Below are 22,111 nucleotides of genomic sequence, written 5' to 3' on the forward strand. Positions count from 1 at the left end.
TTTTATCATTTTGTTACCGTTTCAAATCTGTTTTTGAACTCATTTTTAACCACATTATTCCAATGAAAGGTCTCATTATGAATGGCGATAAAAACCCCGACTTCTAATTCATTAAATTGATTAAAGGCATAGTGAAGGTTGGCTTTTGCGTCGGTGTTTAGCTTATTGCCAAGAATAAAGGCACCAGTTAGGATGATAGTTCTATTCCGTTCTGATTTAGCCAAGTATTGAGCGGTTTCAATCATTGAATAAGTACCGTGGGTAATTAAAATTCTTTGCGAATCTGTGTTATTGATTTCCTGAAGAATTAGTTTACGGTCTCCTTCAGTTATGAACCTACTATCCTTTGAAAATATTTCTTTGATAGAATAGGAAGGAAGGTTTTCAATGCTTTGTAAATGTTTTAGGATTGTCACAGGCGCACGTGAAGGAGCTTGATTAAATTTATCATATTCAAGCCCTTCAATCGTACCTCCCGTTGTTAAAATTTTTATCATTTTATTTTCAAAAATCAGTTTATGACTCTTTATTAATAATAGATTTTACTACTATTAATATTTACAATTGTTCAAACCTACCTGAATCAATATTTGATTAACAGTTATTGTTCCAGAAAAGGCAACCCTAAAGGGCAGTCTATAAAATACTGCCAAGAACCATCTGTTCGCTGTTTGAGCACTTCGGTGGAAGAACCTTCCCCCATCATATTCCCCGAACCATCAACAATATTCCAATTGGCTTGTACAACCGCGATATCCCCATTTATAAGCTCCCCAGTCACAGTGCTGTTAAGTTTGGCCCCTGCATCGATAAAAGGTTGAAAACTTTCTTGTATGGTATCCAAACCAGACTTAAGGGGTTCCGAAGGAGGAAATGACATTAAGTAATCCGGATGAAAAAAGTCCAGAACATTTTCCATATTCCCTTCGGTGATACATTCACTAATTTGATTGGCGACATCTCTAGGTCGCATTGCTTTTCTTGTTATCATTTTTATTTAATTTATAAGTTTACATCTGGTGGACAGTTGTCCATGTCAAATACTAATTTCCATGCTCCTGCACTATTTTTTCTAAAAATAGCTACTACACGGCCTGCCCCTGTGATTGCACTTCCATCTTGCGGATTGGTACCGGTCATTTTGTATTGTCCCGCAGCGTAACCAAGACCATCTACGGCAATTATTTGCTCTTCTTTAAAAGACAACTTTGGTTTGATGGCAAAACTTTTTAGTAAGCTTTCTTGTACCGCTGGAATTCCTATAGCAATAGGGTTCGATTGATTTGCAAAAACAATTTCCGGATCGTACAAGGCTATTACTGATGCTACGTCATTACTGTTGAATGCGGCTAACCATTGATTTAAGGCGTTTCTGATTTCTTCTGTTAAATCTTTGTTCATCATATTAAATAGTTACGTCTGGCGGGCGGTTGTCCATATCAAATACCAATTTCCATTCTCCCGCATCGTTTTTTCTAAAAATAACGACTACACGACCAGATTCACCCACTTCACTACCGTCCTCGGGGCTTGTGCCAGCTACTCTAAATTGTCCTGCTATATACCCTAAACCATCAACAGCGATGGCTTGTTCTTCTTTAAAAAATACTTTGGGTTTTATGGCAAAACTGTTTATAAAACCTGCTTTTACTACAGGTATTCCTATTTCTACTGGTTTAGCACTATTGGCGTAAACAATTTCGTGATCGTAAACCGCCATTAATGCTTCTATATCATTATCGTTAAATGCCGCTAACCATTGGTCTAAAGCATTTCTTACTTCTTGTACTAGATCTTTACTCATTTTTCTATTTTATTTAATTAATTTTTGGATTGAAAGGTGAAAAGCTCACCAGTTTCCAATCTATGTTGTTATGAAATTCGGTCTGTATCCAGTGCTTGGTCTTGAACAACCAATAACGCCCTGTTCCCATCGTTTTTTGTATGTCCATAGTTTCTTCCCTATCAAAAATCAACTCTGTATCACCAGAAAGTTGTAACGAATGGCCTTTCTCAAAATCCATAAAGAGTAAACCTGCTTTGGGTACCTGAACAAAGTTGCCCAATGTATTGAACAAATTATTACCGATATAATCAGGTATTTTAAGAGTACCATCTTCTAATATTTCAACAAAACCTGTATCCCCTCCGCGGTGCGAAGCGTCCATATCACCATTTGCATTCATACTGCCTAGAAAAAAAGTATCTGCACTCTTAATCCATTGTTTGTGCATATTATTTAGGACGGTACCTTTTAACTTTTCAATACCTAGTTCTGAAGATTCCTCCGATAATATTGGGACTCGTTGTTGTATGTATTTGGGACAATTTGGGTAGGCTTCCGATACCGTAATTTCTATTCTGTTTGTATGTAAAGTAGCACAACCATTTAGACGGTATCTAGATCTTGTGGCCGTATCTATAAATAAGATTCCAATCTTAGATTTAGGGCGAATATTTTTAAAAAGAATCTCTGTTGGAGTACTTTTTAAGTGTTCCAGATGAATATGGAGCAGCTTGGATGTTGCTACCTTAATAAGACCGGTAGCACCAACAAGCATGGATGCCCATATATTACCATCTTTATCAAGAGTACTTACAATTACGGTTGTTTGTTGCTCGATAAAGGGTACTAATTGTTCCATAATATGAGCCTTTAACAACCTTTCCGCAAGACGCGGATCATGCGTAATATTGTATTTGTTCTGGATTTCTAATTCCCCTGCATGAAAATGTGTGTCGTTCATTGTAAAATATATCTAATGGTTATACGCCCCTTTAAAGTAACTTTTGAGTAGGGTTTGATTTAAGTTTCTAAAGAATAATCGATCAACCGATAATTTCTTAGGTTTAAATCAAACCCACTCTGCCCTTATATTGACTTCTTATGAAAGGCTCCAGTTTACTGAATTGGCCCAGTCTTGTGCCGATTGGGGTTGCACACCTAAAAGTTGATTGGTCTTGTCAAAATCTTTATCCACAAATTCGTTGTGATTTTGTTCTATGAATCTATAAAGATTGGAGATTTCCTTAGCGGCCAATTCTCCGAACCCTGAAGTTAATTGTTGTTCAAATTCATTTACAGGTACCGAAACAAAATTAAGGTCTTGTCCTATTGCATTAGATATGGCAGCTGCGATTTCATTTCCAGAAATTAAACTTCCCCCAATAGGAAGTGTTTGTCCTGCCAATTCTGGTTTTGTTATTGCTTTAGCCACATACTTTCCTAAATCCGAATGACTTATCCAAGGAAGCCTTTTATCTGATGCAATTGGATATGGTACGATTTTGTGTTCTAAAATAACTGGAATGGACCATGGGGCTGAAATGTTATCAATATAGGTGTCTGGTGCAAGTGTTATCACATTTAGACCAGATGCATCGAATTGTTTTTTCATAGCAACTTTTAAATCCAATGCTAAAAAGCCTGTTTCTTCTTTAGCCAAATGAAATGTTGTATTAAAGATTACTAAATCGACATTTTCCTGCTTTGCGGCTGCTATGAAGTTCTCGGTATAAGATACTGCAAGTTCCATGTCAAAAATAAGAGGGAAAGAATATACGGCAGCTTGGGCTCCCCGCATCGCTGTTGCTAGTGAATCTCGACTGTCTAATCCACCTTTTACGACTTCAATTCCTTCCATTGCCGGCTGGCCAACGTTTGGGTCTCTTTTCAAGGTTGTTATCTGGTGGTTTTCATTTAATAGTGCTCCGGCAATATTGCCGCCTTGGAAACCCGTGGCCCCCGTTACAAATACTTTCATTTTTTCGAATTTTAATTGTTAAACTTTTTTATTTTGTAATGAATTTTTTTATTAATTGTGCGACTTCCGAACTGTACTCTTCGAGCATAAAGTGGCCTCCATCGAAAAAATGAATTTCTACGTCTTTTAAATCTTTGGCATAGGCTTCTCCTCCTGGTTTACTAAAGAATTTGTCGTTGGTTCCCCAAACGACTAGGGTAGGAGGTTGGTGTTCTTTTAGGTAATTTTGCCACTCTCCGTACTTTGCGAAATTGCTTCCGTAATCATCAAAGAGGGTTAGAAATAATTCTTTGGAACCTGGACGGTTTAAAAAACCATAATCTAACATATATGAAGAAGGGTCGATAAGGCTTTCATCCTTAGCACCTGTAACATATTGTTCTTTAAGTCCATCCAAGCTTACCAAATGCTTCTTGTAAGCATCCATTTTTTCTAGATCGTTGTTTTGGATGTATCCACCGATTTCAACGGCCCATTCCCCAAAACCTTCCTGGTAGACGTTAGCATTTTGGATAATTAGACCTTTAATCAGTTCTGGTCTTTCGGTAGCAATACGAAACCCTATTGGACCACCGTAATCCTGTATGAACAGATAAAAATGCTTGAGTTCCAGCTTGTCTATGAATTGGTTTATTGTATTACTAATATTATCAAAAGTATATTCGTATTCTGATACAGTAGGCCTGGAACTAAAACCATATCCGGGATAATCTGGGGCAATCACATGATATTTATCTTTTAATGAATGCATTAAGTCATTATACATATGTGATGATGTGGGGTTACCGTGTAAGAACAAAATAGTTTCTTTGTTTTGCTGGCCAGCTTCCCTGTAGAAAACGGAAAGTCCATCAACATCTAAATTTTTATGTTGCATATCTGTATTATTTTTATTGTTTAAAGAATTGATTTTAAAATTTTTGTTAGAGGTCTGAGCTGCCATAAGTAAGGGTAGCAATAGCATGGTGTTTGTAATTATTTGTTTCATTTAATTGTTTATTAAATTATTTACTGTCACTATTATTATTACAGTTTTATGTAAAAAAAAGCTAAAATTGATTTTTAAATTCTTCTAAGGTTTGGTTTTGCAAAGTACTTATAATGGCGCTGTCGATTTTATCGAATATGTCAAGTAATTTGGTGTTGATTTGGCCTCCTATCTTACAGCTTACCTCTGGCAAGTTGTTTGATAGACTAAGCACATGATTACTGCCTTTTACCGCTTCAAAAATATTGGCTAACGTAATATTTTTAGCTAACTTCCCAAGTCTGACCCCTCCATTTTTTCCTTCTTTGCTTTCCAATAAACCATTTTCTTTTAAGGCCTTTAACTCTTTGCGCACTAGAACGGGGTTTATGTTCAGGCTTTCTGCGATTGAGGCAGAAGAATGCCATTCCCCTGGATAGTAGGCCAACAAGGTCATGATATGTAACGATATGGAAAATTTACTTTTAACCAATGTCTTTTAATTTAACTGTCATATTATTTATTACAGTACAAAAGTCGCCTAAAAATTCTACCCTTGCAAATTTATTTTAATATTTTTTACGAACGTGGCTAAAACTTTCCTACACATTTTCTAAAATTTGTCGAATCATCTGATTAGCAAATCCCCATTCATTATCATACCATGCCAATACTTTTATCAAATCTCCGTCTACCACTTTAGTCATTTCTAAATCAATAATCGCAGCATGTGGGTCTTTGATAATATCGCTAGATACAATGGCCTCGTTAGATACCCTGATTACGTTTTTATATCTATTGCTAGAAGCTTCTTCCGTTAAGATTTCGTTTATTTCTTCAACTGATGTTTTCCTTTCCGTTACTATTGTAATATCTGAAGCCGAACCAACAGAAATAGGAACCCGAATCGCCATACCATCAAATCGCCCTGCATACTGGGGCATTGCCTTAGTAGTTGCTGTAGCTGCGCCCGTAGTCGTGGGAATCAGATTGTTAAGACCTGATCTTCCCATTCGAATCTTTTTAGATGGCGAGTCTACCATTTTATTGGATGTCGTGTTGGCATGTATCGTGGTCATAATGGCTTTTTTATGCCAATATTTCGACCCAAGATTTCAATTATGGGACTGATATTATTGGTGGTACAGCTAGCACATGAGAAAATAGTACTTGAACCATCTTTGGTATTTACACCATGCACCACCGTTGGTACGCCACCGCTTGAAGTGGGTCCGGAGATTACGACCACTTTGGCCCCGGCGTCAACATGCTTTTGCGCGTCTTCTTCCTTAGTAAAGACTCCAGTGCTTTCGATGACCACTTCAACATCTAGTTCTTTCCAAGGAAGGTGGGCGGGGTTTCTTTCATTAAAAAACGGAATATGCCTGTCCCCAACTACCAATGATTTACCTTTTACCGCCACTTCTTTTTCAAAGGCTCCATGGGTACTGTCATACCTTAAAAGATACGCGATGTTTTCAATTGGGGCAATATCATTTATACCTACCAGTTCAAGTTCTGGATTGTTCAAGATTATTTTTAGAGAAGCGCGTCCGATTCGCCCCATTCCGTTAATTGCTATTCTTTTCATTTCAGCCAGTTTATTTTGTTAGTAGATTCATGAAAGCCCTAATTTTTACAATAATTTCATCGCCATCCTCCTCTAAGGCAAAGTGCCCTGTATCGTAAATGTTATAGTCGATGTTTTTGACATCTTTTTTAAAGGCCTCAGCACCACTTTCTGGAAAATAAACATCATTTTTACCCCATACAATTAATAATGGTGGCTGATTGTCTCTTAAGTATTTTTGCCATTCTGGATATTTCTTTACGTTATTTTGATAATCATAAAGTAAGTCCAAATTCATTGAATGTGCATTAGGTCTTGATAATCTTAAATAATCTAAGTGCCAGGTATCTGGATTAACATTTTCGGGATTACGTGTTCCGTGAGTGTATTGCCATTTTAATCCTTCTAAAGCGAAGGCAGGTATTATAGCCGCTTCGGCCTCTTTTGTTCTATTGGTCCAAAACTTTTTTATTCCTTCCCAACCAGGCCCAAGACCTTCTTCGTATGCGTTCCCGTTTTGATTGATAATGGCCGTAATTCTTTCAGGATGCTTGGTAGCTATTCTAAATCCAACCGGCGCACCGTAATCTTGTATCATCAAAGCATAGGAACTCAAATTCTTTTTTTCTAAGAAAGCGTTAATTGTCTCAGCAATGTTATCAAATGTATATTCATATTTATCAGATGAAGGAAAATCACTATTCCCAAATCCTGGATAGTCCGGCGCAATCAAATGATACTCATCTGATAGTTGATTTAAGACTTTACGGTACTGATGGGATGATGCAGGAAATCCGTGCAATAATACAATGGTAGGATTATTAGGATTTCCAGCCTCTCTGTAGGCGATATTGACTCCTTCAATTTCAATACTTTTGTAAGTCGTAGGTTGTTTTTTTGTGGTGTTTTGAATTTTAGTCATAGCTGTATTGGTGTTTTTTTTATCTGACGTTTGTTGGCATCCTGTAAATAGTAATACAAACAGTACTTGTAATGTGATTAATTTTTTCATTTTGTTGTTTTTAATTTATAGTTTTCTTTCTGTTTCGTTTATTCTAAGGTCATTAATACTAGCAAACCTTTTTTTCATTAATCCGTCTTCATCAAACTCCCAATTTTCATTGCCGTAGGCTCTAAACCATTGTCCAGCTTTATCATGGTATTCGTATTCAAATCGTACAGCAATTTTGTTATCTAAAAATGCCCAGAGTTCCTTTTTGAGTTTGTATTCTAGTTCATTTTTCCATTTGTTGGTAAGGAAGGCTTGTACTTTTTTTCTGCCATTTATAAATTGGTCACGATTTCGCCATTCGGTATCTATCGAATAGGCAAGCGATACTTTTACAGGGTCTTTGCTATTCCAAGCATCTTCTGCCATTTGTATTTTCTGTTGAGCGGTTTCCTTAGTAAAAGGAGGTAATGGGTGTTTCTTCATAATTAATTACCGAACATTCGGTTTGTTATATTGATAAATTTTTTTATTCCTTTAAATATCGTACTTCAATATTTTTCAAGGTATTTTCAAAGACGGTAATATCGTTCATACCTCTTGAAACTATTAAACTTCCCTGAATTTCTATCAACGCTTGTACCGCGTTGTTATGAGCATCCTGTTCCGGTTGCCCTAATGCCAATCCAATTGCGGTAAATGTAGATACCCAGGCATCCATACCTTCTTTTATCTGTTCTGCGAACAAGGTCAGACCAGCTTGCATGGACAAGGCTCGAAAGATACAATCTTTATTTCCCTCATCATAAAACATTTTTATATTGGAAAGCCCATTTTTTAAACGCTGTTGAGGCGATTCATCGGCATCCAATAAAGACTTCACAATATTATCTTCTACCCATTTTCCTGTATGGTCCATTACAGCATTAGCCATTGCTTGCTTGCCTTCTGGAAACCGGTGGTACAGGCTTGCTTTTTTTAGCCCCGTTGCTTGTGCCAAATCATTTAAGCTGGCACCTTCGTAACCTTTGGAACGGAAAACGTCGGTCAGGCCTGATAACATTTCTTTGTCTATTACTTTTTGTGGTCTCATGGTACAAATATAGTTAAAAATAATTAATTACCAAACAATCGGTAAAAAACTATTATAAATAAATGTTAAGATAGTATTCATTGCTTCTTTCTGGTATGTAATTTTGGAGTAGCCAAAAATGCTACATCAGATTATTGAAAAGATCGTTCATTGCATCTGTGATATTTTTACCGTAACCTTTTAAAATTTCTATATCTGGAGTATCGGTTAAAGTAATCACATATTCAGAGTCTAAAACATTGACCTTTATATTTGTTAACCCTTCTAGATTAACTGAATAAAAATCGGGATTCGTTTTTTCCATTATTATTTAAGTATTTAGACGGAATTATCCATTTTTAGAATAATTCCGTAAGTTTTAATTATGCAGCTTCTTGAACATCCGGTGGTCTGTTATCCATATCAAAAACCAGTTTCCACATTCCAGATTCTGATTTTCTAAAGATAACTACAACGCGTCCTCTTTCAGACATCTCCAAGCCATCTTCAGGGTTGGTGCCTTTCATAATAAAATTTCCTGTATAGTAACCTATATCTCTACCTGCAATTACTTGTTCTTCAAAAATCGTAGCATGAGGTTTTACCATAAAGTGTTCTATAAACCCTTGTTTAATGGACACTAAATCGGATCTCCTAGAGCCTCCGCTTGTACTATAGCTAGATTCAGGATCATATAATGCCATTAATTGATCAATATCGTGACTGTTAAAAGCATCCATCCAATCTTGACAAGCTTTTCTAATTTCGTCTTTTGCTGTTTTATTCATAACGTAACATTTAAAGTTTAATAATGATTATTTTTTAGTGTGTAATTTTTTACACTACAAACTTATAAGATGAATCACTATTTATTCTTGGTGTAAACCAAGATTTCTTAAATGCGGGTATTGTTCATTAATTTACTAAAGTTAGTTGAATCAATTCGTAAATATGAGGCAAGGTCTTTTTGAGATATAAGTGTAAGCAGATGAGGGCTTCTCTTGGTAAAAATTTTAAAACGAGTTTCGATATCAAATGCCATTAATTCATAATGCTTTTCCATGACCCCTATCAAAAGATACTCAATAGCTTTACGGAAAAGCGTTTCAATTTCTCTATATTGCTCCATTAGCTGCTGGTGTTTCTCATAGGAAATACGTAGAAATTTACTTTCAGTGATGGTTTCAAGAAAATACTTTGAAGGGGTTTGAGTTACAAATGACCCTGGATTTCCGCTGAATGATGGTGCATAGGTAAATAAGATAATATGTTGTTTATCTTCGTTTAAATAATAAGATTTTTGAATTCCCTCAAGTACATAGTATAAATGACGTTGGGTTTTACCTGGTGCAGTCATCACCGTTTTTCTTGGAACGATATATTCCTCCCAGTATGAAAGATATTCTGTTAAAATATCATCATTTACCTTGTATATTTTAGATAAAAAATCTTTCATGTTTTTTTAATATTAATTGAAAAGACGAAATTATAGTATTCAACTTCCAAAGTTATAGAATTCTTTTTTGGTTCTTATTGGTTGAAAAGAGTTTTAAGAATCTGGTGAGTAAAAAAACAATTCTTTATAATCACTACATATTATTTCTATTTATAAACTTAATGGGGTTATAGTGAGATACTTTAGTTTTTAGATTAAGAGTTTATCGAATATTTTTAGAAATTTATGACGCTGTCCAAAGCATCGTCGGCTTCTTTGTGAATAAAATTTGCTTGGTAATTAATAGTGGTCTTAAGGTCCGAATGTCTATATAATTTTTGAAGCATTAATGGGTGGATAGAGTCACCGGCAATATTTCCAAAGGAATGGCGAGCAATGTGCATTGTTACCTTCTTTTGAATACCAACTTTGCTTACAATCATTTTTAAGAATCCATTGAATTTACTTATCGCTACCTTAGTTTTATTATATACATCCTTAGGATTGGTTAAATCTGCTTTTTTCATTTCTGGAAAAATAAATTAGAAGGCTTCAATAAAGAGCTATTAGTGGTTTCCATTCCATTATTATTTTCTAGTTTATCTATTTGAGTTTTTAAGTGTACTATGAGCATATCATAGCTACTGTATTATCGTGACTTGTTGAGAATTGTTCATCCGTAAAACAATGAAAGGTGTCAGGGAACAAGCGTATATCTGTCTTTCCTCGTAAAAAATATTGTTCGTCAAGTGAAGTGGCACCTCTACGATAATAATGATAAAATTCAAGATTGTCATTGAAGTAGAGTTGAAGCTTATCGATATGATTGTTTAAATATTTGACTTGAGATTTATTACTACTTCAAGGTCTTTTACTTTCTATATTAAAAAACTTCACATAATAAATAAGCTTGCTGTATATTTTTGGCTTGGTATTCTTAAAAAAAGAAATTTCTTCCTGATTGGTTTTAAATTTATAATCAGTAATAAGATTACGAGATTTTTTGAGGGCTTGTTTTATAATTTTTATCCCTTGTTCTGCCTTATAAAGAAAATCTTTATTTTCAGATTCTAGCATATCTAAACTAGCATCTAAATTCTTTAATATTTCTTTATGCTCGGTCAAGTGGAGTTACTTTAATTGCTTTTATATTTAATTTTTTTTCGGCTTATCCTTCAATGGTTTCATAAGTTTTTGTCAAAGAAAACAATAGCTAGTCCTATAGTTTTATTGTGAATTTCCCTTCGGTCTACACTAGGATGGTCAATGGTTAAGTCTGGTAATATCTGTTTTCCAAATTCCGTAGCTTCATTTAAGAAAACATAATGGTTTACGTGTTCTCCAAAAAGATAAAGCTCACTTGTTTTAATTAATAGATGATAATTTTCAGCATTTCCTGAGATAGGGGTATTCGTATCACCTTTCCCTGCTATTATAAAAATTGGAGCGGTAATATTTTTAGTTTGTTTTTCGGATTGAAACCCAAAGCCTATAGCTGGAGCCATTATAAAGAATGCTTTCATTCTTTCATCTTTAACTTGGTCTTTATACTTATTGTAAGATGCAATTATTAAACTATCCGTATTAAAATCAATAATTTCCTCTCCTTTGGGGAATTCAGGAGGTAGTTCTATATCCATTGTTTTAGTTAGATTTCTATTAACATAACCACCAGCTAGTGCAATATTTGTATATCCTCCTAATGAGAATCCAACGCCTCCAATTTTTGAAATATCAATTTTTGACCCTACTGTATCATCATTTAATACTTGTGTCAGGACATGCTTAATATCAATGGCTCTTTCCCACCATTTTACAAATTCACGAGGAATTTTATTAAATGATGAGTTTCCATAATGGTCTAACGATACTACGATATAACCTTCTTTTACCATTTTTTCAATGAACCAGGTTAATGAGAACCGATTACCACCAGTACCGTGGGAAACTAGTAGTAAAGGGTGTTTCTCGTCTATAATGCTTGCATCTGGTATCGCATTTATTGTAACAAAGGGAGTTCTTTGAGTATTAGTAGCGATGTTTTTATCTAGACTATCTTTAGTAGGATACCATATTTCTGTTACTAAAGGACGGTTTCGAGATTCGTCGATATAAGTGATGGATTTTTGACCTACGTTAAAATCACTTTCTTGCGACCTGCAAGAAAAGTAAAAAAGAACTGTTGTAATTATCAAAAAATTCTTCATTTTATTTCTTTGATAGTTAAAAATAAATATTTCCCTATTGACTTGGTACTATTTCTATATGCCAATTATTTTTAGTCTTTTTAGAAGGAATAAGTACTGGACTTAAAAATCCTAACCCCAATACACCAACACCAGTAATCGATAATGTGCTCCCACTAATTGCTGTTGCTGCGCCAAAAGCATCAAAAACCAATCCTACAATTATTAGTGAGCTTCCTAAATAAATGAGACCACCTGTTATAATGATTTTTAGAGCAAAAGGGTCTTTTCTTATATAACTAATATCTTGAATAGCTATTGTATTATTTTTGATACATATTCTAGAGTTATCAATGATTTTGAATCTACCTTTAAATTTGTCTTTGTTAACCGTTTTGATTCGTATTCTTCTATTTTCCTTTATTACTTTTTCTTTACCGTTAAGTGTATTCTTAATCGAAAGAGATTGCCCCTGAGTAGTAATAGGTAAGCAGCATAAAAAAGCAAAAATTAATAAAATGTTATATAAGTATCTGTTGTTCATACTATTTATTAAGCGGTTATAATAATTATAGAAATATGACAATTCTTGAATTAAAAATTTTAACTCAAGAAACATTCAACACTATCTTTTTTATAATTAAGTCAAATTATTTAACCTTAGTTTGCTTTCTTTTTAGAATCAAACCAATTATTAATGAAAAGAACAGCATAAAAACAAAATTGAGAACTACATTGGCAAATAGCATGTTCCATACACTTCCATTTCTTGATACGTGAATATCCATATCAGCTTGAGTATAGTCTCTACCTATTTCTTGGTGCCCTTCTAATAAAATAGTATAAATCTGCTCTCTATTGAGTTCATAAAATTTGGTGGCAAATTCAGGCTCAATAATAAATCTGAAAAAAAGATTATAGCCAATAACCACTATCGTATTTATAAGAAGAATCCAAAGTCCAATTTTAAGCGCTTCTTTTAAACTTAAAGTTCCAGAATTAGATTTTTTGTAAATATATATCGCTATAAAAAGTATAACAGGCAAAAGAAATGACCTAGCTTTAGTATACGATTCTCCTAAACCATCGCCATAATAATTGTAATCTAAATGCAATCCCATTATCACTAATCCAATATTGTAAATGGTTGGGATAGTTGCCAATATGAGTCCATATTTTAGTGCATATTTAAATAGTGCCGGTTTTTGAGTATTCATAATTTTATTTTAACTTATTTAAAAAAGCTTTTACCGCTTCCCAATATTCTTCGGCATAAGGCTGCCCATTCCATAATACACTAGAACCATGACCACCTTTACTATTTGGTATAAAATGGATTAGATTTTCTTTTTGTGGCACATCCTTGAGCAAGGTTTTTATTTGCGAAGCTTCTTCTTTTGAAGAGGTCATAAAAACAGGTTTCTCTAGTTTTAATAATTCTTTGGATAATCCATTTGCGAGACCACTAAAACTTATAGCCGCATTTACATTTTCATTTTTTGTTATGGATATAGCGTAATTAGCAGAGTAAGAACTTCCCCAAACTATCACTTTTCTGTTGTACTTTTTATTTAGGTAATCGATAGCTGCTTCTAATTCATCCTTAATCCTCTCAATCATTTTACGTCTGTTTTCTGGAGAATTGTCTATTGGCGACCCTTTGTCTACGGTTTCATTATTATGCGCCGCAAATGTGCCACCGCCAGTTAAATCAATAGCTAAAGCATTAAATCCCATATCATTTAACTTAGGGGCGATATCTGAGTATTCATATTTATTATAACCGAATTGATGAAGTAATAAAATGACTGGTTTATTGTTTCCAGTATCATATAGTTCTCCAAAAACAGTTCTGTCATCTAAAGTTTTGAATGACACTTTTTTTGCGGGATATTTAGTAGTGAATTCGTCTGCGATGGGTTGTTCGGCATCTTTGCCTAGTTTGCGCTCTTGAGCCTCTTTAATAAGTTCTCCTATAATTTTAACATCCTTTATTTTCCCTTCGGAATCTAAAATAATTGACGATACTCTATCTTTTGTTTTAACATCTATAAAATGATAAAAAACGACTATTTCACTATCTGTATACTCTTTTATGGATACAGAATTAATTTCTTTAAATACATCTTGAAAAACACGCTCTAAAAGTGCAGGTGATAGTCGCTCTTTTGGTAGAAAAGGAAGGAATTCAATTTCTGAACTAATAAAAGGCCTTAAAGCAGTTCCATTCTTTGCTTCAACTGATTGCTTAAAAGCTTCGAATTGTTCCGTATAGCTTTGTGCTCTCATACCCATTGATGATACCAAAGCGAGTAGTATTAAAATGAGATTTTTTTTCATAATTTATTGTTCTTGCGAAAAACTTATCAGATTAAAACAAAAAAATAGAAATAGTAGCACTTTATGTTTCATTGTATTATTCTATTTTTTTACCTGGGTTATCTTGCCCGTTTTGCTGTAGCGTAAGACCTGTAATATTATTTTTATCATCAGCTTTGAAGATTACTTTTGCTTCCACCACTTTTAAATAAAACTCGGTCATAGACGATGGAAAAATTTCAAATTTTGCCTGCCCAGTCATTTGTACAAAAATGCGGTTAGCATCTGTTGTAACATCTATAATTGCACCTGGTGCCATCTCATATTTACCGACGTAAGTTTTTAATGTTTCAATAGGGACTTTTACATCTGGAGTGTCTTTCTTATCCTGTGCAGATGCGGTTAAACTTAGACATACAATACTTAGAATTAATAGGATTTTTTTCATTTTTATGGGTTTATAATTTGATGACAAATGAAGTAGAAAGTTCATTTGAAAATCCTATGAAGTTATAAAGACAGTATGTTTTGTTATGAGATATAAAAAATATGTGACGTAGTAAATTTTGCTCAATTCATAACAAGAAAAACCTGTTTCATAACACTAGCAGATTATAATTGGTGCAGAATAGTATCTTTGATTTGTGAAGTTTAAACGTATAGAAATACTGCTGAATGTTTTATTCTGGGGATTTATGACCTGGTTTTTTGTCTTTGGAAATGGTTCTATGGATGTAGTCGATATTGAAATAGTTGACGGAAAAAAGCATAAAATACAAGTTAGAAATACAGATAAACTAATTGTGCTTGCTATTACACAATTTTTGTTTATACTATTCTTTTATGCTGAATTGTATCTGATTCATAAACTTAAAAAGCCACAGGCAGTAAAAGGTTTTGTCCTAAAATCAATAGGACTATTTACAATCACATTATTACTTTATGGCATATTAGTGACGGTAATATTTTTTCCTGATAACAAGGAGAATTGGGAGATTGATGGAGCTATATTTTTAAACATTTTTTATGTAGCAGTGGTTGTATGCTATGGGTTTACCAAAAAATGGACCAAGCACGAAAGAGAGAGGAAAGAGTTAGAACTGGTTAAAAATCGAGCAGAATTAAATTTATTGAAACAGCAATTGCAACCTCATTTTTTATTCAATACAATGAATAATTTGCTGTCGATGGTAAATCAAACAGATAACCCAAAATTAGCACAAAGTATCGATAAATTATCAGGATTATTGCGCTATGTAGTATATGATACTAAGAATGAAAAAGTAACTATTGCCGAAGAGATTAAGTTTCTTAAGAATTTTGCTGAATTACACCTGCTACGTTTTGAAGATGACGAAATTGACTTCAAAATTAAAACTTCAGGAAATTTTGATGCACAATATATTGAACCAGGTATTTTCGTGTGCTATGTGGAAAATGCATTTAAGCACGGTGTACAACCTGAAGAAAATGCGTTTATTACTATTGATATCGACATATCTAAAGAAGAAACAATTGTATTTCATATTGAGAACTCCATACCTAAAGTGCCTTTTAATACTAAAAGTGGAGGGTTTGGATTAAAATCAAATCAAGAGCGGTTAGATTTAGCTTACCCAGATAAACATTCGATAGTTCTTAAAGGTAATGGAACATACAAAGTTGAATTAACAATTAATACAGATGATTAAGGCTATTATAGTGGATGATGAACCAAAGGCAATTGAGTTAATAAGCTCATATGTATCTCATTTTTCTGAATTTCAATTGGTAAAGACATTTAGGAATGGCCTTAAGGCTTTAGAATTTATTAATGTCAATAAAGTCGATGTTATTTTTCTGGATATTAATATGCCTCATTTAAGCGGGTTGTCTTTATCTAAAATGATACCTAAAGAAACTGCTATTGTTTTTACCACTGCATATTCCGAACACGCAGTAGAGAGTTATAATGTTAATGCGTTTGATTACCTTTTAAAACCGATTAGTTTAGAACGTTTTTCTAAAACAATTACAAAATTGACTAGTGCCTTTAGTATAAATAATGTAGTTGATACAAATAAGTCCAGTATAACAATTTTTGTTAAAAGTGGCCTTGAAACACATCAACTTAAAGTTGATGATATAAATTACCTTGAAAAAGACGGTAACTATATTTATTACGTGACGCCTCACAAAAAAATTATGGCAAGACAAAGTATTAGTGAGGCAATGCAAAACCTAACTACTGATTTTATACAAGTTCAAAAATCTTTTATTGTCAACTTTAAAAAAATTGACTCGATGACTCCCGATTACATTACTGTAGGTGAGATTAAAATACCAATTGGGTCTCAGTTTAAAAGTATATTAACGAAAAAAGTGAAATCTTACCCTAAGCTATAGATGGCAATTTTATTCATTACATAGAACCTGCTAGACGTATTAATTATTCATTTCAATAATTGTGTCAATAGTTTTGGAGCCTTCTTCTTTACTTTAAATTATAAAGAATCAAATATTAAGTTTATAATTTAAATTGACTTCATCTCCTGTCAGCCCTCTAAAGCCCCAATTGAAAGCTTCGCTTTCAATAATAGTAATCTCAATATCATTTAATGAAATATGCAACTGCTCATTAATCTTTTTAATTAGCATTTTAATTAATCTTTTTTTAGTTGAGGACGTTCTACCCGATATCATCAAAATTTCAATAATGATGTAAGCATCTGTCCTTCCTATTGGATAGATAAAATCGTCTTTATCCAGATTAATGAATCTATGAAATCGCTTAGAAATAGGAAGCTGTAATGTTTCAACAATACAATTGTGTATTATATCAGATAATTGAAGTTTAATTTCATTCAGATTTGTTCTTAAGCCGTAAATTTTAATTTGTGACATTAGTTTTGGTTATTGTTTGGGTCTAAGATTTTCAATAACCTGGGCATCTACCCAAAATATATCTACATTCTCATACTTGTCTGACCCTATATTTCTATTGAAAAAAAGGTATTTCCCGTCAGGTGTTACACTTGCAGAAGCTTCCCAAGCCTTTGTGTTTATTTTATCACCTAGATTAATAGGATTGCCCCAAGAACCATTTTGTAGGCGAAAACTAATATAGATGTCTGAATCTCCGTATCCATCTTCTCTTTTACTATCAAATAGTAAGTAAGATTCGTCTGGTGCAATAAAAGGATGAAAACTTTTCCCCATATTAATACTTTTATTGAGTAACCTCGGTTCTTCATACGTTCCATTTACAAGTCGCGAATACCGAATATCACCAGTGAAGTCACGTTTGAATTCATCAAAAAAATAGGTGCCTTTAGAAGAGGCAGAAAGAGACATAATGGGTAGACTATCGAAAGGAGTGTCGAGTTTTTTTATTTCAGACCAGTCTCCATTTTCCTTACGCTCCATATATCTTTTTCCTAAGAACATTATCTTTCCGTCTGGAGAAATAAAAGGTTGCCCTTTACGAGGAGATATGACTGTTTCCTTCCATGTATTGTCATCATTTTTATAGACAACAAATTCTTGTTTTTTATTAGTTTCGCCAACTTGTCGTAGAAAATAAAACTCTTTCATATCTGGACTAAAAGTACCGCCGTGTTCCCATCCTCCTGTAGTAACTAAACCGGGAGCGAAAACTTCAGGAATTAAGCCTGGAGGTTTTTGACCGAGATACGGATTTTTAGTATTGCAAGAGTTTAAAATTATTAGTCCTACTATTAATATTTTAATGATTTTCATACTATTTCTTTGTTTATAAATGCTACATTATCTTATTAGCAGTAACTCCCGCTCCTGGGATTGTATATAGAGTAATGCTTTTGGGAGCTTTTCTACCATCCATATTGAAAATGCAACGCGTATTCTCGCCGCTTATCCAAAACTTGTTTTGTTCATATGGCAATAAACTTATTTTTCTGCCAGATGCATCTAAGCTGCGGGTTCGTTCTAAAATGATTTCTTCATCTTTTCTGAAAATCTTTAGAAAGTTTTTATCGTTTATTTTATACGAACCGACATATCGATTTAATTCTTCCCCGCTTAGTGTTATGGTATGTACTTCTGATAATTCTTTGATTGCATATTCTGCTTCAAATATATTTTCACGTCCCATGTAAAATTCATCTTCGTTTACCTTATACCAATTGGCATTTGTGTCAGGCTTGTAGGCTGGTGTAAAGACATCGACCAATTGAGTTAATTCATTTGGCATGATGGAATGAATATTTCCTTCATCTGCAGTAAGAATACTAACATCTCCACCTTTAACAACTTCATTTCCTACTTCCCTGATGGCGCACTTTCGCAATACTTCTTTTCGCCCATTCTTTATAACTTCCCTTGTTGTTGAGAGTTGTTCGGTTATTGAATAATTTTTTGTCAATAAGTTTCCAGAAACAACATTTATCACTCCAGTCATATCCGGATGGTCATGATGTGAAATATATTCACCCTTTTCAAATTGAAATAGAGATACCTGAAAGTCTACTTCCTTATGTAAGCGCGCAGCTTCAATCCAGTTTGGTGTTTTATTTTTAAAAGATTCAATTTCTTTTTTGACATTTTCAAATTCAGGGAAGTTGCAGTTAAGAAGTAATTGTTTTACCTGTTCAGTATACCTTTTCTGTTCCCAATGCGGTTTGTGTTGGGTTTTAGCTAGTTGTGTAAGGCGCTCTAAAAAGGCATCCCAATTGAGACTAGTGTCTTTATGCCATTTCCCAAAATGTGCGTTAGCCGATTGTGCATAAGACGAAATGGAATTAAGTTGCAAAGCAATGCTTGCAAACCCTATCGCACTTAGCTTTATAAATTCTCTTCGTTTGAAATCATCCATAATTTACCTTTAATTTTCAATCAATTTCTATTAATAAAAAATGACTGTCGTAGCTTTAAATAAACACGCACAAGAGTTTAACTTTCCCCGTAAGTTTTTATTAAAGTTAATTTTTATTCAGGTCTGATTAGCCTCAAAGTGACGAAGCTATTTATTAATGTTATAAAAGCTACCAAAAAAGGTACGGGCACTATTTATTAACACTTTTTTGAAATTTTATCTCTTTTTAAAGATGTAACGGCTATTATCTTATAGCGACTAAAAACTTTTTTAAAGCTTTCCAATATTCTTCTGCATATTTTTGACCTGTCCAAAGTACTCGTGAACCGTGTAGTCCTGAAGATTCTGGAATAAACTGCTGTTGATTTTTTTCTAGCTTAGAAGAGCCAATTAATTCAGTTAATACTTCTGATTCTGACCTAGAGGATGTTACAAAATAGGGTTTCTTAATTTTTGAAAATACGGCGGTTAATGAAGGTTTAGTATCGCCAAAATAATCACCGGGACTAAAACCTATAATCGCTTTTACTTTTTTGTTATTTGCGCCTTCCAAAAGTGCCAAACTAGAAGAGAAGGAGCTTCCCCAAAGAATTACTTCTTTATTATATTTTTTATTCAAATAGTTAATTGCTGCAGTAATGTCTTGTTGTGCATCTATCATTTCTGGTTGTAATCCTTTTTCTAAAGCTTTTGCATTAGTAATGTTTGGTTTGCCAGCAAATGTTCCACCTGAGCGTAAATCTATAGTAAGGCAATTATACCCTAACTCATTCAACTTAGGCGCAATATCTGAATACTCTATACGGTTGTAACCCGCTTGGTGGAGTAATAAGATTACTGGTTTGTTTTTGTCAATTTCATATAATTCCCCACTAATTATCAACCCATCTTTTGCAGAAAATTCAACTTTGGTAGCGCTGTATTTATCACCTAATGCTCCTGGTGTAGGTAACGGCACTTTTTGTTGTCTGCGCGCTTCAGCCTCTTGATTTATCAAGTCTTCAACTAACTTAATTCTAGTGATTTTACCTGTGTCATCAAAATAAATAAAGGATTCACTTTTACCTAAGCCAACAAAATCATAAGCAACTTTTGCTTTTCCAACTTCACTCTCAATTATAACCATACTATTTAGCTTTGGAAGGTTGGTTACAATGTTCTTCATAATAGCAGGTGTATTGGCTGCAAGTATTTTACCAAAATGCAAACTATCACTCATGTAAGGTTGGAGTGCTTCAGTGTTTTTGTCCGCAAAACTATTGGTAAAAGCTTCAATTTGTTTTGAATAATCTTGTGCCATTAAGCTAAATGATGAGAAAAGTAAGATTAGAATTAGGGTGCTATTTTTAATCGTGCTTTTTCTTGCTTTCTTTCTTGTTCTCCAAGAAAAAATATTGACTACTAAACCAAAGGCAAGTACTAATTGAAAGATGTTATGATAAGGGGAATCATTGGCTACAAAGACAGTACCTGTTCCAATTAAGATTAAAACGATACCAATTATATCTACAGTTTTTAAGCGTTTTTTACTTTTTTTGTTGTCCATTTTATTTGTTTTTTTATGAGTTTTTATAGTGTGTTAAAAAGTGAAGGATAGAATTACAGGTTCGTCTTAGTTTTTGTTAACCTTTTCCTTATTTCAAGAAACTTTGGAATGAGAATTAGAAGCAAGCCTATGTCAAAAAGTAGTACTTCGTAGTACCAAGGCTTCGTGTCAGGAACTATTAAAAATGCGATGAGCATAATTATAATTCCGGTTATTTTAAGTGTAGTATTAAATGTTTTTACGGTCATATTTAACTCTTGTTTTGGGTCTCTTTAAGGTTAGTGACAAGAGTTATTAAAATATGACAGAAGAGTCTACTTTTCTTCTTCCTTTAGGTTGTTGAGAATGGTATCTATTTGATTAATAAGTGGTTGCCAATTTACTCTTGCGGCTTTTTTATTCATCAATCCTATATATCCGAATAATAATACGAAAACGAGAGTCGTCAAGAGTTTAGATTCCCATTTAGTAGTTAGTTCTTCTAAAATAGGACGTGATTGGTCAGATTTTGAAATACCCCAGACAAGAAGTGTATTGGCTATAAAAAGAGGTGCTGATACCCAAAAAACAACAGTGTCTAACAGTTTATACTGATTAACCATAAACTGCTTTTGATAGCTTAATTGTTCTTCTATTGGTAAGAATAATTCACGGACCAATTTACTTTTCCTGTTGTTTCTTAATTTAAAAACGATATAAGCTAAAGCTACCAATCCTATTCCAGTACCGATACGTGAAATCAGATTAGGATAGGCATAAAATGAATATCCAAACCCCAAGATTCCTATAATAGCACCTATAATTTCCCTTCTATCTCTTCTACGAACAATTCGTTCTCTACTTTCCATTCCAAACTTAAAATCTTTAAGTAATTGAGATGCATTTATATTTATATCTTCAGTTCTAGAAGAATTTTTCCAGATATTTTTTAATTCCTGTTCTTCCATTTTAACTTAATTTAGGGTTAATACATTCGAACAATTTTTTTCGAATACGTTTCATTTTAACAGCAATATGATTTTCTGTCAAACCAGTTATTTTGCTTATTTGCTTATAGGATAAATCCTCTAAATACAACACAATAATTGAGGTGTCACTTTCATTTAAAGCTGCGATACATTCCTTTAAAAATTGATATTTTTTGTTGTCTTTGTCATCTAAAATGTCCTCACTAGCTTTAAATTCAATCGAATCATAACGGTGAGTTTTATAGCTATTTTTTTCTAGTTTTAATTTATGACGCATACATACATTAAGAGCAATACGGTAAACCCAAGTATCAATATTTGCGTTTCCTTTAAAAGAACTTAAAGATTTCCAGATTTGATAGGCCACTTCTTGAAACAAATCTTGCGGCTCTGCAGGGGACACTGCATATATTCTGCAAATTCGGTAGATTTTCTCCTTATTGGCTTTTAATATTTCTTCAAAATTGATTTTTTGCACGTACTTCTAGATATCTCGTTTTTTAT

At 33.5% G+C, this 22,111-nt stretch carries 29 protein-coding genes and 2 pseudogenes; 2 read left to right on the top strand and 29 right to left on the bottom strand.

Annotated elements, in window-relative coordinates; all coding sequences use genetic code 11:
* Window positions 1–5: 5 nt before the first annotated feature.
* The 23 genes and pseudogenes from ACZ1GR_RS12735 to ACZ1GR_RS12845 form a co-directional block, all read right to left on the bottom strand.
* Complete coding sequence (locus tag ACZ1GR_RS12735; RefSeq protein ID WP_472609342.1) at window positions 6–497, bottom strand: asparaginase domain-containing protein; 492 nt, start codon at window positions 495–497, stop codon at window positions 6–8.
* Window positions 498–601: 104 nt separating this feature from the next.
* Window positions 602–991, bottom strand: coding sequence for a YybH family protein (locus tag ACZ1GR_RS12740; protein WP_472609343.1), 390 nt, complete (start codon window positions 989–991; stop codon window positions 602–604).
* An 11-nt stretch (window positions 992–1,002) separates the two neighbouring features.
* Window positions 1,003–1,404, bottom strand: coding sequence for a YybH family protein (locus tag ACZ1GR_RS12745; protein WP_472609344.1), 402 nt, complete (start codon window positions 1,402–1,404; stop codon window positions 1,003–1,005).
* A gap of 1 nt (window position 1,405) precedes the next feature.
* On the bottom strand, window positions 1,406–1,804 hold the full coding sequence (locus tag ACZ1GR_RS12750) for a YybH family protein (RefSeq protein ID WP_472609345.1): 399 nt from the start codon (window positions 1,802–1,804) through the stop codon (window positions 1,406–1,408).
* A 13-nt stretch (window positions 1,805–1,817) separates the two neighbouring features.
* On the bottom strand, window positions 1,818–2,747 hold the full coding sequence (locus tag ACZ1GR_RS12755; RefSeq protein WP_472609346.1) for a hypothetical protein: 930 nt from the start codon (window positions 2,745–2,747) through the stop codon (window positions 1,818–1,820).
* 138 nt (window positions 2,748–2,885) lie between these two features.
* Window positions 2,886–3,764 (bottom strand): SDR family oxidoreductase, encoded by an 879-nt coding sequence (locus ACZ1GR_RS12760; RefSeq protein ID WP_472609347.1) that lies wholly within the window; start codon window positions 3,762–3,764, stop codon window positions 2,886–2,888.
* Between the two features lie 28 nt (window positions 3,765–3,792).
* Window positions 3,793–4,752: an alpha/beta fold hydrolase gene (locus ACZ1GR_RS12765; RefSeq protein ID WP_472609348.1), complete on the bottom strand. Its 960-nt coding sequence runs from the start codon at window positions 4,750–4,752 to the stop codon at window positions 3,793–3,795.
* 61 nt (window positions 4,753–4,813) lie between these two features.
* Window positions 4,814–5,224: an RrF2 family transcriptional regulator gene (locus ACZ1GR_RS12770; RefSeq protein ID WP_472609349.1), complete on the bottom strand. Its 411-nt coding sequence runs from the start codon at window positions 5,222–5,224 to the stop codon at window positions 4,814–4,816.
* A gap of 109 nt (window positions 5,225–5,333) precedes the next feature.
* Window positions 5,334–5,810, bottom strand: a complete 477-nt coding sequence (locus ACZ1GR_RS12775) for a hypothetical protein (RefSeq protein ID WP_472609350.1) — start codon at window positions 5,808–5,810, stop codon at window positions 5,334–5,336.
* The gene (locus ACZ1GR_RS12780; protein WP_472609351.1) at window positions 5,807–6,322 is read right to left on the bottom strand and encodes a glyceraldehyde 3-phosphate dehydrogenase NAD-binding domain-containing protein; all 516 of its coding nucleotides are present in this window, start codon (window positions 6,320–6,322) and stop codon (window positions 5,807–5,809) included. Before ACZ1GR_RS12780 ends, ACZ1GR_RS12775 begins: the two co-directional genes overlap by 4 nt.
* Window positions 6,323–6,332: 10 nt before the next feature.
* Window positions 6,333–7,313, bottom strand: a complete 981-nt coding sequence (locus ACZ1GR_RS12785) for an alpha/beta fold hydrolase (RefSeq protein ID WP_472609352.1) — start codon at window positions 7,311–7,313, stop codon at window positions 6,333–6,335.
* Window positions 7,314–7,328: 15 nt separating this feature from the next.
* Entirely contained in the window at window positions 7,329–7,736 is a 408-nt protein-coding gene (locus tag ACZ1GR_RS12790; protein WP_472609353.1) for a nuclear transport factor 2 family protein, read from the bottom strand.
* A 43-nt stretch (window positions 7,737–7,779) separates the two neighbouring features.
* Complete coding sequence (locus tag ACZ1GR_RS12795) at window positions 7,780–8,343, bottom strand: TetR/AcrR family transcriptional regulator (protein ID WP_472609354.1); 564 nt, start codon at window positions 8,341–8,343, stop codon at window positions 7,780–7,782.
* Between the two features lie 121 nt (window positions 8,344–8,464).
* Entirely contained in the window at window positions 8,465–8,647 is a 183-nt protein-coding gene (locus ACZ1GR_RS12800) for a hypothetical protein (RefSeq protein WP_472609355.1), read from the bottom strand.
* A 58-nt stretch (window positions 8,648–8,705) separates the two neighbouring features.
* Window positions 8,706–9,110, bottom strand: coding sequence for a YybH family protein (locus ACZ1GR_RS12805; protein ID WP_472609356.1), 405 nt, complete (start codon window positions 9,108–9,110; stop codon window positions 8,706–8,708).
* Between the two features lie 107 nt (window positions 9,111–9,217).
* Window positions 9,218–9,778 carry a Crp/Fnr family transcriptional regulator gene (locus ACZ1GR_RS12810; RefSeq protein ID WP_472609357.1) on the bottom strand — a complete coding sequence of 187 codons (561 nt, stop codon included), beginning with the start codon at window positions 9,776–9,778 and terminating at the stop codon, window positions 9,218–9,220.
* A 215-nt stretch (window positions 9,779–9,993) separates the two neighbouring features.
* Window positions 9,994–10,299 (bottom strand): annotated as a pseudogene (locus ACZ1GR_RS12815) (recombinase); the annotation flags it as partial.
* Between the two features lie 82 nt (window positions 10,300–10,381).
* A pseudogene (locus ACZ1GR_RS12820) lies at window positions 10,382–10,834 on the bottom strand (RteC domain-containing protein).
* 107 nt (window positions 10,835–10,941) lie between these two features.
* Entirely contained in the window at window positions 10,942–11,964 is a 1,023-nt protein-coding gene (locus tag ACZ1GR_RS12825) for an alpha/beta hydrolase family protein (protein WP_472609358.1), read from the bottom strand.
* Window positions 11,965–11,998: 34 nt separating this feature from the next.
* Complete coding sequence (locus ACZ1GR_RS12830) at window positions 11,999–12,487, bottom strand: hypothetical protein (RefSeq protein ID WP_472609359.1); 489 nt, start codon at window positions 12,485–12,487, stop codon at window positions 11,999–12,001.
* A 106-nt stretch (window positions 12,488–12,593) separates the two neighbouring features.
* Window positions 12,594–13,160, bottom strand: a complete 567-nt coding sequence (locus ACZ1GR_RS12835; RefSeq protein ID WP_472609360.1) for a DUF4199 domain-containing protein — start codon at window positions 13,158–13,160, stop codon at window positions 12,594–12,596.
* Window positions 13,161–13,164: 4 nt separating this feature from the next.
* Window positions 13,165–14,283: an alpha/beta hydrolase gene (locus ACZ1GR_RS12840; RefSeq protein WP_472609361.1), complete on the bottom strand. Its 1,119-nt coding sequence runs from the start codon at window positions 14,281–14,283 to the stop codon at window positions 13,165–13,167.
* Window positions 14,284–14,359: 76 nt separating this feature from the next.
* On the bottom strand, window positions 14,360–14,710 hold the full coding sequence (locus ACZ1GR_RS12845) for a DUF3471 domain-containing protein (RefSeq protein WP_472609362.1): 351 nt from the start codon (window positions 14,708–14,710) through the stop codon (window positions 14,360–14,362).
* Between the two features lie 247 nt (window positions 14,711–14,957).
* On the opposite strand from ACZ1GR_RS12845, the gene ACZ1GR_RS12850 reads away from it, so the two are divergent.
* The gene (locus ACZ1GR_RS12850) at window positions 14,958–15,953 is read left to right on the top strand and encodes a sensor histidine kinase (protein WP_472609363.1); all 996 of its coding nucleotides are present in this window, start codon (window positions 14,958–14,960) and stop codon (window positions 15,951–15,953) included.
* Complete coding sequence (locus tag ACZ1GR_RS12855; protein WP_472609364.1) at window positions 15,946–16,647, top strand: LytR/AlgR family response regulator transcription factor; 702 nt, start codon at window positions 15,946–15,948, stop codon at window positions 16,645–16,647. Before ACZ1GR_RS12850 ends, ACZ1GR_RS12855 begins: the two co-directional genes overlap by 8 nt.
* Before the next feature lie 108 nt (window positions 16,648–16,755).
* Here the strand turns inward: ACZ1GR_RS12855 and ACZ1GR_RS12860 are convergent, their stop codons facing one another.
* From ACZ1GR_RS12860 to ACZ1GR_RS12885, 6 genes are all read right to left on the bottom strand, one after another.
* Window positions 16,756–17,145 (bottom strand): tautomerase family protein, encoded by a 390-nt coding sequence (locus tag ACZ1GR_RS12860; protein ID WP_472609365.1) that lies wholly within the window; start codon window positions 17,143–17,145, stop codon window positions 16,756–16,758.
* 9 nt (window positions 17,146–17,154) lie between these two features.
* Window positions 17,155–18,000: a TolB-like translocation protein gene (locus tag ACZ1GR_RS12865; protein WP_472609366.1), complete on the bottom strand. Its 846-nt coding sequence runs from the start codon at window positions 17,998–18,000 to the stop codon at window positions 17,155–17,157.
* A 22-nt stretch (window positions 18,001–18,022) separates the two neighbouring features.
* On the bottom strand, window positions 18,023–19,093 hold the full coding sequence (locus ACZ1GR_RS12870) for a cupin domain-containing protein (RefSeq protein ID WP_472609367.1): 1,071 nt from the start codon (window positions 19,091–19,093) through the stop codon (window positions 18,023–18,025).
* 244 nt (window positions 19,094–19,337) lie between these two features.
* Window positions 19,338–20,639, bottom strand: a complete 1,302-nt coding sequence (locus ACZ1GR_RS12875; protein ID WP_472609368.1) for a dienelactone hydrolase family protein — start codon at window positions 20,637–20,639, stop codon at window positions 19,338–19,340.
* A 314-nt stretch (window positions 20,640–20,953) separates the two neighbouring features.
* Window positions 20,954–21,586 carry a hypothetical protein gene (locus tag ACZ1GR_RS12880; protein ID WP_472609369.1) on the bottom strand — a complete coding sequence of 211 codons (633 nt, stop codon included), beginning with the start codon at window positions 21,584–21,586 and terminating at the stop codon, window positions 20,954–20,956.
* A gap of 1 nt (window position 21,587) precedes the next feature.
* A complete protein-coding gene (locus ACZ1GR_RS12885) occupies window positions 21,588–22,085 on the bottom strand; it encodes an RNA polymerase sigma factor (protein WP_472609370.1) in 498 nt (165 codons plus the stop codon).
* Between the last annotated feature and the right edge of the window lie 26 nt (window positions 22,086–22,111).

This window comes from Croceitalea sp. W27 (genome assembly GCF_055693185.1).